This window comes from Natronorubrum texcoconense (assembly GCF_900100335.1).
Taxonomy (GTDB): Archaea; Halobacteriota; Halobacteria; order Halobacteriales; family Natrialbaceae; genus Natronorubrum; species Natronorubrum texcoconense.
In genome coordinates this window covers 546706-562604 of sequence record NZ_FNFE01000001.1, presented here as the reverse complement: position 1 = coordinate 562604, position 15899 = coordinate 546706, and the positions used below count along the sequence as shown (strand labels likewise).

The following is a 15899-nucleotide window of genomic DNA, read 5'->3' as shown; positions in this document are numbered from 1 at the left end:
CCGGAGATCAGTACGGGGATTCATGTCTAATGATATCGAACAGTTGACTTCTACGACACTATCTCATTAACTGGTAACTATTTCCAACGGTTGATTGCGCTTTTATATCAATTATAAATTAGCCACGGGAATATTTATATAGAAGATGAGTTAAAGTATAGTTGATGAGTTCAGAAAATCTGAACATGCTCGACAAGAGTCGAGCCTTCGACCGACGAGAAGTGCTTCGCTCGATTGGTACGACCGCAGTCATCGGGACGTCCGTTCTCGGCCTCAGCGGAACTGTAAAAGCGAGCTCTGACTGTCCCGACCTCAACAACGGTGAATACACGGACTGCGACAGTACATCCGAAGAAATCGATTACTACTATCGTCCCCACGAACGGAGGATCGAAGGAGAAACCAGTCTGTCCGTCGGCTACAGAGGATGGACGAGTTCCAACTGCAACGACTGTGTCACCTACTCTTTCGACCTCGCCGGCTTACACGAAGCTCACGGCACGGGGGGCTCCCGCGGCGATGCAGATTACGTAAAAACGTTTGGCTTCCGGTGGAGCGTCGACGATTCCGTCGTTCCCGACCCACAGCCCGACTCTTCCTCGAATATTGATAGCGGGAAGACAAATCCCGATGGTTCTGCATCCCCGAGCGGAGACAATGAGGACGCGTTTTCGGCTCTCGGGGACGTCCTCGTCGCCGGTGGCTCGGTGCTCTATCCGAAACTCGGCGTGCCCGCGTTTCTGTATACAGTTGCGCGAGCATCGAGTCACAACGTTCTTCAAGACGAAAGTACTGGGGAGGTGGTGTTCAACGATGGTTGGTCTACCTCGGATGACGATTCGGTGGGCTTCGGCTACCACAACATGCGGTTTCAGGTGCCAGATAATGCGGTTGGGTCCGTCACATTCGAGGCATTTACCGATACCGGAAACCGAGAAGTAACGGCCGAGACGAAAACGTTCGATCTCGATGACCACGGGTATACATGCCCGAGCAGACCTTGCCCAACGGTTGAAACCGATTGAGACTGAGCGACACCAATAACCCACCTTCTGTCCCGGCCGGAGTCGAGAATTGCGTCTGAACCAGCCTGTCGTTTTTCCAACCGAACGCACAACGCAACTCGAAGCACAGCGGGCCGGTTTTCGCCGCGATGACCAACCCTGCAACTGTTTGCCGCTGTTATTATTGCGAACCGATAACAACATTTAATGTATGACGTACACATTATCTGTGTATGGATAGGGATACAGCGGAACCGAACGTGGATGCCTTCCCCGGCCCCAACGCCCAGGAGTGGGTCGAGTTCCACGGCGCGAACGCGGCACCGAGCGAGTACTCTCACGAGTTCGTCTGGGACGTGACCCGAGAGGCCGACGGCCCGTTCGTGACCGACGTCGACGGCAACGTACTGCTCGATTTCACCTGCCATATCGGCGCTGCACCCCTCGGCTACAACAACCCGAAGCTCACCGACAAGCTTCGGGAGTTCGACCTCGTCGAGCCGATGAAGATCGCCGGCCAAGACATGTACTTCGGCGCTGGCCCGACCCCCGAGGAGTCGGACGTGCCGGGCTCGAGTCACCTCATGGACAAACTCGTCGAGGTCTCGAGCCAGTACGATATGGACACGGTTTTCCTCTCGAACTCCGGCGCGGAGGCGATGGAGAACGCGATGAAGATCACCAACGACTACCGTGCGCCGTCGAAGTACGGTGTTGCGTTTTCGGGGAGTTTCCACGGTCGTACGTTCGGAACGCTCTCGATCACGAAATCGAAGGAGGTCTACACGCGTCACTACCCACAGATCGACGGGATCGAGACGATCCCGTTCTGTGCCGATCGCGGCTGTGACGCGAGCACCTGCGACTGCGGCTTCTTCACCGGCGCCGGCTCGCAGCTTCGAAACTCCCTGTCGCCCGAAGGCGGCCACATCAACCCCGACGAGATCGCCTTCCTCACCCTCGAGCCCATTCAGGGCGTCGGCGGCTACCGCTTCCCCAGCGAGGCGTTCATGCAGGAGATCGCGGACGTCACCGACGAGTACGACATCCCGCTAGTCGTCGACGAGATCCAGTCCGGCGTCGGCCGCACCGGCGAAATCTGGGCTTCGGATCACTACCCCATCGAGCCCGACGTCATCTCCGCCGCGAAGGCGCTCCGCGTCGGCGCGACGATTTCGCGCTCCGAGATCTTCCCCAGCGAAAAGAACCGACTCGGCTCGACGTTCGGCGGCGGCGATCTCCTGGGATCGATGATGGGGACGTTCACCCTCGAGGCCATTCAGGAACACGACCTGCTCGACAACGCAACCCAGCGCGGGGAGCAGGCGAAGGAACTGCTGCGCGACGACTCGCCCGAGTACGTCCAGGACGTCCGCGGGAAGGGGCTGATGCTCGCGGTGACCTTCGATACGCCCGAGCGACGGGCTGCCGTGGTCAAAGAGTCGCTGAAACGCGGCATGCTCACCCTCGGCTGCGGGAAGAAGACGATTCGACTCCTCCCGCCGCTGGACTCGAGCGAACGCGAGATCGAACTCGGGATCGGCATCTTCCTCGAGGCGATCGACGCCGCGGGCGCGACGGTTCGAGCGTAATCGATCGGAAGTCGGGGGGACCGCAGTTTCGTTCCGACCCATATAGTGCCGTTTTCAGACCTATCAGGAGCGGGCGCAAAGGGTTATGCTCCCTGTGAGCGTGTACCACTCCGGTGAATATCAGTGCCCTCACGAACACCGATGGAGACCGTCCGACAGGACATCGAAGACGTCTGGAACGGCGGTGATTTCGACGCGATCGATGCGCTCGTCGCCGACGAATTCGTCTACCGAAATCCGATGATCGAAGACTCGGTCCGCGGACCCGAAGACTACCGCTGGCTCGTCGAGAACTTCCGCGGCGCCGTCTCGGATTTCGAGATGGCCGTCGAGCAGATGATCGAGGACGACGACATCGTCGCGACTCGGTTCCGGACCACCGGCACCCACGAGCGAGAACTGCTCGGAGTCGAACCGACGGGGAACCGAATCGACGTCACCGGCGCGATGTTCGACCGTGTCGAGGACGGCAAACTCGTCGAACGATGGGTCAACGACGACGCGCTCGGCTTTATGCGACAGCTTGGACTGGTCGACCAACGCCCGTTCTGAGCGCGATTCCCCGCTTTCGTTACGTTCTCCTCGAATCGCGTTGGCGCCGCAGTCGAGCGCCGGTAGCCAGCAGCCAATCGATCCTTACGCGAGCGAGTGTTCGAGGACCGAGACGCCGTCTACGTCCGACAGCGCTTCGAGCACCCCTGCAAGATGCTCCCGTCCACTTCCCTCGAGCCCAATCGTCACGGGAACTCGGTTCGGCTCGTCGTCGGGACCCCGACGCGCGCGCTCGAGGACATCCAGTTCAGCCCCTTCCGATTCCACAGTCTCCACGACCTCACCGACGGTCGTCGGCCAGCCTGCAACGGCCAACCGGGCCTCAGCGTATCGCTCGAGTTCGTGGAGCCCGGTTCGGGTCAGTTCGGCGTGTTCGGAGAGGTTGACGTTACCCCCCGAAACGACGACGCCGACGTGGTTGCCCTCGAGGTCCAGGGCAACCGAATCCGACAACGCGGCCGCCAGGGGTGCGGCCCCCGCGCTCTCGGCAACGGTCTTCGCGCGCTCGGCGAGCAACGTCACGGCGGTCGCGATCTCGCGGTCGCTGACGCTCACCACGTCGTCGACGACCTCGCGAGCGTTCAGGAACGTGGTCTCGAGCAGCCGCGTATCAGCGATGCCCTCCGCAACGGTGTCGACGTCCTCGAGTTCCCGAATCTCGTCGTTCTCGAGCGACGGTTTCGCGTGGTACGCGCCTTCGGGCTGGACCCCGATCACGCGAGTATCCGGATCACGGGCCTTGAGAACCGTCCCGATACCAGAAATCAGCCCGCCGCCGCCGATCGCCACGAGGACGGTGTCGAGCGCCGAATACTGCTCGAGCAACTCGAGACCGATCGTTCCCTGGCCGGCGATGATCGCCGGATCGTCGAAGGGGTGAACGAACGTCTCGCCGGTCTCCTCGGCCCGTTCGAGGGCGTACTCGTAGGACCGTTCGTAGATCTCGCCCTCGACGACGACCTCGGCGCCGTAGCCGCGGGTGGCCTCGATCTTCGCGGCGGGCGTGACTTCGGGCACCACGATCGTCGTCTCGATATCGAGCAGCTGACCGGCCAGCGCGACGCCCTGGGCGTGGTTGCCCGCACTCGATGAGATGACGCCACCGTCGCGCTCCTCGTCGGATAGCTGGGCCATCGTGTTGTACGCGCCCCGGATCTTGAACGAGCCCGTCCGCTGGACGTTCTCGAGTTTGAGCCCGACCGACGCGGCGCCGCTCAGCTCGGCGAACGTGCTCGAGGTGTCGAGCGGCGTCCGGTGGACGACATCGTCGATCCGGTCGCGGGCGTCCTCGACGTCCTCGAGGCTGACGAGCGCGGGCTCAGTCTCGCGATCCCGGCTCATTCACCGCCCTCCGCGTCCGCCGGGCCCTCGACGTCTACCGGACGCTCGACGTCCGCCGGGGCTTCGACGTGTGGGACCGGATGTGCGCGCTCGAGTTCCCGGATCGTCTCGACGAGGACGTCGACGCCGTGCTCGAGGCTGTCTTCGTCCACGTCGAACGTCGGCGTGTGATGGCTCGTCGGATGATCGGTGCCGACGATCAGGTACGTCGCCAGCCCGCCGTCCTGCTGGACGCGTTCCATCAGGAACGTGGCGTCCTCGCTCGCACCGAAGTCGGCGGCGGGAACGACGTGATCGATCCCGCGGACGCCGCTTGCGACCTCGCTAACGAGGGCCTGCAGTTCGGGGTCGCTGTCGGCTCGCGGCGATTTGCTGACCACCTCGACGTCGGCCCGACAGCCGTGCATCGTCGCGGCCGAGTTGACCGTTCGCTCGAGTTCGTCGGTCATGTACTCCATCAGCTCGGTGGTCTCGCCGCGGGCTTCGGCCTCCATGTGGGCCTCCTCGGCGATGACGTTGCTCGCGGAGCCGGCCTCGGCGTAGCCGATGTTCACCCGGGTCATTCCGTCGGCGTGTCGGGGGATGCCGTAGGCGTTGACGATCGTGGTTCCCATCGCGTGCATCGCATTGTCGCCCTCGTTGGGGGCCTTCCCGGCGTGTGCGGAGGTTCCGTGGATGGTCGCGTCGATGTGGGCCATCGCGAGCGGCTTCTCGATCCCGGCCACGACCTCGCCCGTCGGATGGTCGAGTCCGACGTGGGCCGCGAGGAGATAGTCGAGATCGGCGGCGAAATCGCTCTTGGCCATCGGACAGCCGCCGCCGCTGGTCTCCTCTGCGGGCTGGAAGAACACGACGAGTCGGCCCGCGAAGTTGCTCTCTTTGATGGCCTCGAGGACGGCCAACCCCCAGGTCATGTGGACGTCGTGGCCGCAGGCGTGCATCGCGCCATCGATCTCCGAACGAAAGCCCTCGTCGGCCGGGTCGTGTCCCCTCTCGTCCGACTCCTCGATGAACAGCGCGTCGATGTCGACCCGCAGTCCGATCGCAGGACCCTCGCCGCGATCGATGACGGCGACGGCGCCGGTGTTGCCGCCGGCCATCCGATCGAACAGGTCGGGATCGATACCGCGTTCGCGCGCCCGTTTGGCCCACGACGCGAGTCGGTGGTCTTCGGGGACGGCCATCCGATCCGCGGGATCGTATGCGTCCGGGCCGACGGCCAGTTCGTCGACGCCGATGGCTCGGATCTCCTCGACGATCCGTGCGGTCGTGTAGAACTCGCGCCACGCCGGCTCGGGGTGGCGGTGCAAACTGCGGCGGAGGGAAACGAGGCGGTCCCGTATCGGCTCGTTCATGCCAGTCACTGACGCGCCCCAGTGACTTAATTATACACAATGAGTGTTGACGCCGACTACACAAAAAGGATAAGAGAGACGATGACAACCGTAGAGTATAGCTGCGTTACAGCGGCGATAGGCCGCGATAGCGCACACATTCACCACTATGAGCACGAATCCAGACGTCGTCGTTCTTCGAGAGGGAACGGAAGGGCTGTCGATGGAATCGTACGCCGAGACGCTTCGCGAACGGCTCCCCGACCACACCGTCGCGCTCGCGCGGACGCCCGAAGAGGAGCGCGAACTCGTCCCGAAAGCGCGGGTCGTCACCGGTATCACGATCGAGGAGGACCTCCTCGAGGCCGCCGACCGACTCGAACTGTTCGCGTGTACGTTCGCCGGGACCGACCACGTGCCGATGGACGCCCTGGCCGACCACGGCGTGGCCGTCACCAACGCGGGCGGCATCCACGCACCCGGCATCGCCGAGCAGTCGATCGCTAACATGCTCGTCTTCGCCAGAAATCTCCACGAGGGCTGGCGGCGCAAGCAAAACGGCGAGTGGCGTCACTTCCAGTCCCACGAGTTCACCGACAGCACGGTCACCGTCGTCGGCCTCGGCTCGATCGGTCAGGAGATCGTCCAGCGACTCGAGGGCTTCGACGTCGAGACGATCGGCATCCGTTACACGCCCGAGAAGGGCGGGCCGACCGACGAGGTGCTGAGCTTCGAGGAGGCGGACATCCACGAGGCCTTCTCGCGCAGCGAGTACGTCGTCCTCGCCTGTCCGCTGAACGATCTGACGCGCAACCTCGTCGACGAGGACGCGCTGGCGACGCTCCCGCCGAATGCAGTTATCGTTAACGCGGCCCGGGGCGGCATCATCGACACCGACGCGCTCGTCGCGGCGCTGCAGTTCAACGGCATCCGCGGCGCGGCGCTCGACGTCACCGAGCCCGAACCGTTGCCCAACGATCACGAGCTCTGGGACCTCGAGAACTGCCTCATCACGCCTCACACGGGCGGCCACACGCCGAAACACTGGGATCGGCTGGCCGACATCGTCGCGCACAACGTCGGTGTGCTCGACGAGGGGACGGGTAGCGACCTCGAGAACGCCGTCTACCGGCCGGAGTCGAACTGACGAGACCGATGTCCACCGATAATCCGCCGTCCGCGACCGACGACTCGCCCTCGACGACCGACCACAGCGACCAGACGTCGACCTCGGACGAGACCCATCTGGGACCGCCGGACGACCCGCGCGAGGGTGACCCAGCGGCGGATGCCCGGGCCGCCTACGACTACGTCGGCGGCGACGTCGACCGGCCCGAACTCGTCTCCGCCCTGCAGGAGCGAATCGACGGCGAGGTCCGGTTCGACGACTACTCTCGACAACTGTACGCGACCGACGCGAGCGCCTACGAGATGACTCCGATCGGGGTCGTACTGCCGCGCTCGACGGCGGACGTCGCGAGCGTCGTCGAGTACTGTGCGGAGAACGAAATTCCGGTCCTGCCGCGGGGCGGCGGGACGAGCCTCGCCGGACAGGCAGTCAACGAGGCCGTCGTCCTCGACTTCACGACGCATATGGGCGACGTACTCGAGGTCAACCCGGACACCCAGCGAGCCAGTGTCGAGGCCGGCGCGGTGCTGGCCGATCTGAACGACGAACTCGCAGCTCACGAGTTGAAGTTCGCGCCGGACCCCGCCGCCGGGAATCGTAGCACCATCGGCGGCGCGATCGGGAACAACTCGACGGGGGCCCACTCCCTACAGTACGGGAAGACCGACGCCTACGTCGAGGCCTGCGAGGTCGTCCTCGCCGACGGCTCCGTCGAGCGCTTCGGCGAGGTGACGGTCCGGGAACTTCGCGAGACGGCGGATCCGGACGGAGACCTCCTCGAGCGCATCTACGAGGGCCTGCGCTGCGTAATCGATGAAGAAGCCGACGCGATCAGCGAGGTGTTCCCGCAACTCAAGCGCAACGTCTCGGGCTACAACCTCGATCGACTGGTTGCGGAGGCCTACGGGGTGCCCGAGGCGTTCGACGAGAACACCGCCGAGTCGGTGACGATCGACGACGAGAGCGAACCCGACCCCGAGGCGACCGTCAACCTCGCGCGGGTCTTCGCCGGCAGCGAGGGCACCCTCGGCGTGGTGACGGAAGCTTGCGTCTCCCTCGAGCCCGTCCCCGAAACGACGTCCGTCGTCCTGCTGACCTACCACGACTTGCTCGAGGCGATGGCCGACGTCGACACGATCGTCCGGAACTTCGACCCGGCGGCGATCGAAGCCATCGACGACACCCTGATCGACCTCGCCTCGAGAACGGAAGAGTTCGCCGAGCTCGTCGACCGGCTCCCCGCGGGCACCGAAACCGCGCTGCTCGTCGAGTTCTACGCCGAGGACGATGATCACGGTCGCGAGCAGGTCGCGGAGCTGCTGGCCGATCGGTTGCCCGACGAGGACGTGCCGGATCCAACGGCCGACGCGGAAGACGCGGACGACGAGGGAGATGTCACCGCCGACGACCCCGTCCGCGCATTCGACGCCCTCGAGGCCCACGATCCCGAAGGCGTCGCCGAACTCTGGAAGCTCCGCAAGAGCGCGGCGCCGATCCTGCTCTCGCGAACCTCGGACGCCAAACACATCTCGTTCATCGAGGACACGGCGGTTCCGACCGAGAACCTCGCGGACTACGTCGCGGACTTCCAGGAAGTCCTCGAGGAGTACGACACCTTCGCCAGCTTCTACGCCCACGCGGGGCCGGGCTGTATGCACATGCGCCCGCTGGTCGACACGAAGACGGAGACGGGGCTCGAGGAGTTCGAGTCGCTGGCTAACGACGTGACGGATCTCGTCGTCCGGTACGGCGGCAGCGTTTCGGGCGAGCACGGCGACGGCCGTGCCCGAACCCAGTGGAACCACAAGCTGTACGGCGACGACGTCTGGGAGCTGTTCCGTGAGCTGAAGACGGTCTTCGATCCGGACTGGCTGCTGAATCCGGGGAACGTCTGCGGCGACCACAGTATGACCGAGAATCTGCGGTTCGACCCCGACTACGAATTTGACGCTGGGTTCGAGCCCGCTCTCGAGTGGGACAACGAGAACGGATTCCAAGGCATGGCCGAACTCTGTCACGGCTGCGGCGGCTGTCGCGGCGATCAGGAGACGACCGGCGGCGTGATGTGTCCGACGTTCCGCGCGGCCGAGGAGGAGAGTTTGAGCACCCGCGGCCGGGCGAACATGCTCCGAAGCGCGATGAACGGCGAACTCGAGACCGAGGCCACCGACGAGGAGTTCTTAGCGGAGATCATGGACCTCTGCATCGGCTGCAAGGGCTGTGCGCGGGACTGCCCGAGCGAGGTCGACATGGCGAAGCTCAAAGCGGAAGTAGAGCACGCAAATCATCAGGAGAACGGCTCGAGCCTCCGCGATAAGCTCTTTGCGAACGTCGACCGGCTGAACGCCGTCGGCTCCGCGCTCGCGCCGGTGTCGAACTGGATGGCCTCGCTGCCGGGTTCTGATATTATCGCCGAGAAGACGGTCGGTATCGCCCGCGAGCGCGATCTCCCCGCGTTCGCCAGCGAGAGTTTCGAGGACTGGTTCGCAACGCGCGGCCCGAAGATCTCGGAAGCCGAGGCCGACCGGAAGGTGTTGCTCTTCCCCGACACCTACACGAACTACAACCACCCGCGGGCCGGGAAGGCGACGGTACAGGTGCTCGAGACCGCGGGCGTCCACGTTCAGATTCCCGATGGCGTGACGTCAACTGGACGGCCGGCGCACTCGAAGGGCTTTCTCGATCTGTCGCGGGAGCGCGCTCGGACCAACGTCGACGCCCTCGCGCCCGAACTCGAGGACGGCTGGGAGGTCGTCCTCGTAGAACCTTCCGACGCCGTCATGTTCCAGTCGGACTATCTGGATCTGCTTTCGGGGCCCGACGTGGAACTAATCGCGGCGAACACCTACGGCGTACTCGAGTATCTCGATCGGTTCGATCTGGCCGGCGGACTGCCGACCGGGGACGACGAACTCGGAGAACGGCTGACCTACCACGGCCACTGCCACCAGAAGGCGACGAAGAAGGACGGCCACGCGGCGACGGTGCTCGAGGCCGTCGGCTACGAGGTCGACGCGCTCGATTCCGGTTGCTGTGGGATGGCCGGCTCCTTCGGCTACGAGGCCGAACACTACTCGCTGAGCCGGAAGATCGGCGAGGTGCTGTTCGATCAAGTCGAAGCGAGCGACGGCGAGACGGTCGTCGCACCGGGTGCGTCCTGTCGGTCCCAGCTCTCGGAGTACGACGGCTGTGACGAGCCGCCGCACCCGATCGAGAAGGTGGCTGCGTCCCTGTCGGCGTAGCGACTGCTGCGACGGCTGATCCGTGTCGTTCCGGCGCGATCGTCGGCCGACAGCGGGTTATTTTTCGAGGGGCGACGAAGGGCGATCCATGGAACGACGACAAGCCACGCGAGGACAGCAGCGATGAAGCTCACCGGTATCGATCACTTCGTCCTCACCGTCGAAGACGTCGAGGCGACGTGCGAGTTCTACGAGAACGTGGGAGCCGAAGTCGTCACGTTCGGTGACGACCGCAAGGCGCTGCGCTTCGGCGAACAGAAGATCAATCTCCATCCGATCGACAACGACGTCGAACCCGTTGCGCAGGAACCGACGCCCGGCGGTGGCGATTTTTGTCTGATCACTGAGACACCCATCGAGGACGTCGAACGTCACCTTCGTGAGCAGGATATCGAGATCATCATGGGACCAGTTGACCGTACGGGCGCCGTCGGACCGATCACGTCGGTGTACTTCCGTGATCCCGACGGAAACCTCGTCGAGATCGGGCGCTACGACGACTGAACGGTCGGAAGACGCCGTCGGGATCGGTGCCTTCGCCGCGTGAGAATCGCGAGTGCGACCCCCGTTCGCTACGGCCAGAGTCCGCGCGTCGCCTTCGCTTCGGCGATTCGCGAGAGCGCAACGACATAGGCGGCATCGCGCCAGGTTAGCTCCTTCGCTTCGACCTCGTCGCGGACGTCCGCCCAGGCGGAGAGCATCTTGTCCTCGAGTTCCTCGTTGACCTCCTCTAAGGTCCACTGACGGCGGTTGATGTCCTGCAGCCACTCGAAGTAGCTCACTGTCACACCGCCGGCGTTGGCGAGGATGTCGGGGATGACCGTCACGTCGCGTTCCTCGAGGATCGTATCCGCGGCGAACGTGGTCGGCCCGTTCGCACCTTCGACGACGATGTCGGCCTCGATGGCGTCCGCGTTGTCAGCGGTGATGACGTTGCCGACGGCGGCCGGGATCAGCACGTCGACGTCGAGTTCGAGGACGTCCTCGTTGGAAATCGTTTGCGGGGCGTCCTGCTCGAGGACGGCTTCGGCCTCCTCGTCGTGGGTCGGAATCTCGTGCGTCGCGAGTCCGTCGGGATCGTAGAGCGCGCCGTTGACGTCAGAGACGGCGACGACGGTCGCGCCCCAGTCCTCGAGCAGGCGCGCGGCGTTCGCGCCGACGCTGCCGAAGCCCTGGACTGCGACGGTCGTCTCGGAGACCTCGTGGCCCTCGTACTGAATCGCTTCCCGCGCGGCGATCGCGGTCGAGCGTCCGGGGGCCTCTTCGCGACCGTATGAGCCGCCAATAACTGGCGGTTTGCCGGTGACGACGCCGGGGATAGTCTCGCCCTGTTGCATCGAGTAGGCGTCCATGAACCAGGCCATCGTCTGTGCGTCGGTGCCCATGTCGGGTGCCGGAACGTCCTTGGTCGGCCCGACGACGTCACGGATCTCCTCGGCGAAGCGACGGGTGAGCCGCTCGGTCTCGTCCGCGGAGAGCGACTTGGGATCGATGGCGATGCCGCCTTTCCCGCCCCCGAAGGGGAGGTCCATTACGGCACACTTCCAGGTCATCCACATCGAGAGCCCGGTGCACTCTTCGGCGGTGACCTCGGGGTGATAGCGCAGGCCGCCCTTGTACGGCCCGCGGACGTCGTCGTGCTGGGCGCGGTAGCCCGTGAAGACCTCGACCTCGCCGTCGTCTCGCTCGAGCGGAACCGAGACCTGCTGGACCTTCGTCGGGTGTTTCAGCCGCTCGATGACGCCTTCGTCGACGTCGACGTGGGTCGCCGCGCGCTCGAGTTGGCGCCGAGCGGTGACGAGCGCCGAGTCGTACTGTTCTTCGGGTTCGGCTTCCTGCTGCGTTGGTGTCGTAGACATTGTCGATTGGGTGTGGACGTGAATTGTCGTTACGCCGTAAACAGCTTCCGGGGGAAGTCGGCCAGCGTCTCCGCGCCGCTGCTCGTCACGTGGAACGTCTCGCTGATCTCCATGCCGACCTCCTCGGTCCAGATGCCGGGGATCATGTGGAACGTCATGTTCTCCTCGAGGACGGTCTCGTCGCCGGGCCGGATGCTCGCCGTGTGCTCGCCCCAGTCCGGTGGGTAGCCCAGCCCCATCGAGTAGCCGATTCGGTCCTCCTTCTCGAGGCCGTACTGGGCGATGGTGTCGCGCCAGGCCTTCTCGACGGATTCGCAGGTGACACCCGGTTCGACGACGTCGAGCGCGGCTTCGATGCCCTCGACGACGATATCGGCGGTCTCCTCGAGTACGTCGGGCGGGTCGCCGACGAACGTCGTCCGCGCCAGCGGCGAGTGATAGCGGTGGCGACAGCCCGAGAGTTCGATTATGACCGGATCGCCGTCCTCGAACGGGCGGTCGGTCCAGGTCAGGTGAGGCGTGTCCGTGTGATCGCCCGATGGCATCAGCGGGACGATCGAGGGGTAGTCGCCGCCGTACTCGTCGGTGCCGTTGATGAGCGCGTCGTAAATCGCGGCTGCGGCCTCGTACTCCGGCACGCCCTCGCCGATCGCGTCGATGCCGGCTTGCATCGCGTTCTCCGAGATGCGGGCGGCCTGACGCATGTACTCGAGTTCCTGCTCGGACTTCTTGATTCGGACCCAGCCGACCAGTAAGGTCGCGTCCTCGAACTCGGCGTCGGGGAGGTTCTGTTGGAGGCGAGTGTAGGATTTCGCGGTGAAGTAGGCGGCGTCCATCTCGAGGCCGACGCGTCCGTCCGCGACCTCGAGATCTTCCAGGACGCCCGCGACGTAGTCCATCGGGTGGAGATCGTACGGCGAGTGAACGTGGTCGTCGCTGTAGGACAGGATGCTCTCCTCGGAGAGATGTGTCGTCGCCCGCGCGCCGCCCGCGTCCATCTCGCGGCCGACCCAGACCGGTTCGTCCCGCTCGGTCGTGACCACCACGGCCTGGTGGACGTAGAACGACCAGCCGTCGTACCCCGTCAGGTAGTTCATGTTGGCCGGATCGGAGACGACGATCGCGTCGAGATCAGCCTCGTGCAACCGCTCTTTCGCCCGACTGACCCGGCGTTCGTACTCCGCCTCGTCGAAGACTTCTCGTGACATGATAACAGGGTCTCTACGAGGAGGATCGATCAGGAGTGCTAAAAGTTTTTCGTGTATAGTAGATACAGATACTGTTTACAGGTTAGATAGATGCTCGAGTGGCCGAGTAATCGGGGACAACGGTGTGAGGCGACGGCTCGGGGCACATCGAGCGGCGACCAGCACTCCGAGTTTGCAGTCGTCAGCTCTTCGCGCCGAACCACCGGCGGTTAAGACACGGGGGTTCGTTCCCGCGGATATGGCAATACTCGAGACGATCGTGATCGCGTTCTGGGCGATGTTACCCGCGTACGTGCCCAACAACGCCGCGGTGCTGGCCGGCGGCGGGCGGCCAATCGACGGCGGCCGAACGTGGGGCGACAAACGTATGCTGGGCGACGGTAAGACCTGGCGCGGCACCGCCGCCGGGATCGTCGCCGGTCTCGCGCTCGCCGGATTTCTGAGTCTCTTCGCCGGCGACGTTAGTTCCGCGACCGGCGTGGAGGTTCCCGAATTTACGCCGCTCGCCGCGCTCGGTCTCGCGGCCGGGGCGATGCTCGGCGACATCCTCGCATCGTTTCTGAAACGCCGCACCGGTCGTCAGCGCGGGGCGATGTTCCCCGGACTCGATCAGCTCGATTTCGTCGTGGTCTCGCTACCCCTGACCGCGCTACTGGCGAGCGAGTGGTTCTTCGACGTGTTCACGTGGGAGGTCATCGCCGTCGTGGTGGTGCTGACGCCGATCCTGCACGTGACGACGAACATGATCGCCTACAAACTGGGACTGAAGAACGAGCCCTGGTGAGGGAACTCGAGTTTCGCTCAGCGGATCGCTCTTGAATCGGTCTACGAGTTCAGGACGAGCGGCTCGTACCAGTCGCGGTTCTCTCGGTACCAATCGACGAACTGTGAGACCCCCTCGCGGATATCTCTCGACGGTTCGTAGTCGATCAGTTCGCCGGCTTTCGATACGTCGGCGTGGGTGTGGCGCGCGTCCGCCTCTTTGGGGTCGGAATACTCGAGACCGACGTCGGCGCCGGTCTCGTCGACGATGTACTCGGCGAGCTCTTCGATCGTAATGGTCCCCGTCGAGCCGACGTTCATGACCGCTCCATCGGCCGCGTCGGTCTCGAGCAGCGAGAGGTTCGCCTCGACGATGTCGTCGATGTAGGTAAAGTCGCGAGTCTGTTGGCCGTCGCCGTAGATCACGGGCGGTTCGCCGTTCAGACAGCGTGAGGTAAAGTTCGTTATCGCCATGTTCGGTCGCATTCGAGGCCCGTACACGGTGAAATATCGCAGGCTGACCGTCGAGAGGTCGTAGACATCGTCCCAGACCCGGCAGTAGTGTTCGGCCGCGAGTTTGGTTACGCCGTAGGGGCTCTGCGGGACGTTCTGGTGGTCCTCGTCGTACGGGAGGTACTCGACTTCTCCGTAGACCGAGGAGGACGACGCGTTGACGAATCGTTCGACACCGTGATCGTCGGCCGCGAGTAGGAGATTCAGGAGTCCGGTCGTGTTGATCTCGTGTGGCTTCTTGGGGTTCTCAACGCTGGTTCGAACCCCCGCCTGCGCTGCCTGGTGATAGATAAACTCGATATCGTGACCCGCGACGACGTCGCGGACCAGTTCCTCGTCCGTAATGGATCCCTCGATACACTCGTAGCGTTCGTCTCCGAGTTCGCGACACCGCTCGATGTTCCGTTCTTTGATTCCGAGATCGTAGTACGGATCGAGAATATCGAGTGCAACCACGTCGTGGCCCGACTCGAGGAGTCCCTCGGCGATGTGAGAGCCGATAAACCCTGCACCACCCGTTACGAGGACGTTCATATCGGCCCTAACGGGGAGGATTCGTTAGTGCGTTTCGGAGTCTCTCAGATCGACCCGTTCCTACTGTTCTGGAGTCGCTTCCGCTGGGTTCTGAATACGCTCTTCTGCCGTCTCGCGATCCTCCGGATAGCCCACGTCGATCCGCCAGCCGTCCATCCGGATCGCATCGATCGTGCGGCCGGACTGAATTAGCAGGTCGATCGCGTCCGGGAGTTCGTACTCGCCACGGTCGGACGGCTGCACGAGATGGCAGGCGTGGAAAATCGCCGGCGTGAACGTGTAGAAGCCGGTCATCACGAGATTCGACGGCGGCTCCTCGGGCTTCTCGACGACCTCGACGATTTCGCCGTACTCGTTCGTGTCGAGTACCCCGTACCGGGAGGCCTCCTCGTAGGGCACCTCTTCGACGAGGAAGGCTGCATCGGCGCGATCCTCCTGCTGGCGGTTAATGACATCGCCGAGATTACCTCGGAAGACGTTGTCCCCGAGCATGAGCACGAAATCGTCGTCGATGTGGGGCTCGGCCTGGAGGATTGCGTGGGCGAGTCCGAGCTGTTCCCGCTGGTGGGCGTAAGTGATCGGGGCACCCTCGTACTCGTCGCCGTAGCGTTCGATAATCTGTTCTTTCATGTGCCCCACGACGACGACCAGTTCGGTGACGCCGATCTCGAGGAGGTTATCGAAGACGTCCTCGATCAGTGGCTTGTCGTCGACCTCGACGAGCGCCTTGGGTTTGTCGTCGGTGAGGGGCTCGAGGCGGGTGCCCTTTCCGGCTGCTAAGACGACTGCTTGCATGGCTAGAGCCATTATTCCGATCAAGTATATATGT

At 63.8% G+C, this 15899-nt stretch carries 13 protein-coding genes; 7 read left to right on the top strand and 6 right to left on the bottom strand.

The features are described 5' to 3' along the window. Positions 1-164 precede the first annotated feature (164 nt). From BLT08_RS02645 to BLT08_RS02635, 3 genes are all read left to right on the top strand, one after another. Entirely contained in the window at positions 165-1025 is an 861-nt protein-coding gene (locus BLT08_RS02645) for a hypothetical protein (RefSeq protein ID WP_139171258.1), read from the top strand. 212 nt (positions 1026-1237) lie between these two features. After that, entirely contained in the window at positions 1238-2596 is a 1359-nt protein-coding gene (locus tag BLT08_RS02640) for an aminotransferase class III-fold pyridoxal phosphate-dependent enzyme (protein ID WP_090303231.1), read from the top strand. A 123-nt stretch (positions 2597-2719) separates the two neighbouring features. After that, positions 2720-3148 carry an ester cyclase gene (locus BLT08_RS02635; RefSeq protein ID WP_245724135.1) on the top strand — a complete coding sequence of 143 codons (429 nt, stop codon included), beginning with the start codon at positions 2720-2722 and terminating at the stop codon, positions 3146-3148. A gap of 84 nt (positions 3149-3232) precedes the next feature. Here the strand turns inward: BLT08_RS02635 and ilvA are convergent, their stop codons facing one another. Further along, positions 3233-4489, bottom strand: a complete 1257-nt coding sequence (gene ilvA / locus BLT08_RS02630; protein ID WP_090303229.1) for a threonine ammonia-lyase — start codon at positions 4487-4489, stop codon at positions 3233-3235. Continuing rightward, positions 4486-5844, bottom strand: coding sequence for an amidohydrolase (locus BLT08_RS02625; RefSeq protein ID WP_090303228.1), 1359 nt, complete (start codon positions 5842-5844; stop codon positions 4486-4488). The genes ilvA and BLT08_RS02625 overlap by 4 nt, the downstream gene beginning before the upstream one ends. Positions 5845-5992: 148 nt before the next feature. Between BLT08_RS02625 and BLT08_RS02620 the strand changes: the two genes are divergently transcribed. The 3 genes from BLT08_RS02620 (at position 5993) to BLT08_RS02610 (ending at position 10698) form a co-directional block, all read left to right on the top strand. Beyond that, positions 5993-6970 carry an NAD(P)-dependent oxidoreductase gene (locus BLT08_RS02620; RefSeq protein WP_090303227.1) on the top strand — a complete coding sequence of 326 codons (978 nt, stop codon included), beginning with the start codon at positions 5993-5995 and terminating at the stop codon, positions 6968-6970. An 8-nt stretch (positions 6971-6978) separates the two neighbouring features. Then, on the top strand, positions 6979-10194 hold the full coding sequence (locus BLT08_RS02615; RefSeq protein ID WP_090303226.1) for an FAD-binding and (Fe-S)-binding domain-containing protein: 3216 nt from the start codon (positions 6979-6981) through the stop codon (positions 10192-10194). A 123-nt stretch (positions 10195-10317) separates the two neighbouring features. After that, positions 10318-10698 (top strand): VOC family protein, encoded by a 381-nt coding sequence (locus tag BLT08_RS02610; RefSeq protein ID WP_090303225.1) that lies wholly within the window; start codon positions 10318-10320, stop codon positions 10696-10698. 68 nt (positions 10699-10766) lie between these two features. Here the strand turns inward: BLT08_RS02610 and gdhB are convergent, their stop codons facing one another. Both gdhB and BLT08_RS02600 read right to left on the bottom strand, forming a co-directional pair. Then, positions 10767-12053 carry a glutamate dehydrogenase GdhB gene (gene gdhB, locus BLT08_RS02605; RefSeq protein WP_090303224.1) on the bottom strand — a complete coding sequence of 429 codons (1287 nt, stop codon included), beginning with the start codon at positions 12051-12053 and terminating at the stop codon, positions 10767-10769. 29 nt (positions 12054-12082) lie between these two features. Further along, positions 12083-13261: a M24 family metallopeptidase gene (locus BLT08_RS02600; protein WP_090303223.1), complete on the bottom strand. Its 1179-nt coding sequence runs from the start codon at positions 13259-13261 to the stop codon at positions 12083-12085. Positions 13262-13499: 238 nt separating this feature from the next. On the opposite strand from BLT08_RS02600, the gene BLT08_RS02595 reads away from it, so the two are divergent. Continuing rightward, a complete protein-coding gene (locus tag BLT08_RS02595; RefSeq protein WP_090303222.1) occupies positions 13500-14045 on the top strand; it encodes a CDP-2,3-bis-(O-geranylgeranyl)-sn-glycerol synthase in 546 nt (181 codons plus the stop codon). 41 nt (positions 14046-14086) lie between these two features. Here the strand turns inward: BLT08_RS02595 and BLT08_RS02590 are convergent, their stop codons facing one another. Next, entirely contained in the window at positions 14087-15070 is a 984-nt protein-coding gene (locus tag BLT08_RS02590; RefSeq protein ID WP_090303221.1) for a GDP-mannose 4,6-dehydratase, read from the bottom strand. A gap of 60 nt (positions 15071-15130) precedes the next feature. After that, the gene (gene aglF, locus BLT08_RS02585) at positions 15131-15865 is read right to left on the bottom strand and encodes a UTP--glucose-1-phosphate uridylyltransferase AglF (RefSeq protein ID WP_090303220.1); all 735 of its coding nucleotides are present in this window, start codon (positions 15863-15865) and stop codon (positions 15131-15133) included. Between the last annotated feature and the right edge of the window lie 34 nt (positions 15866-15899).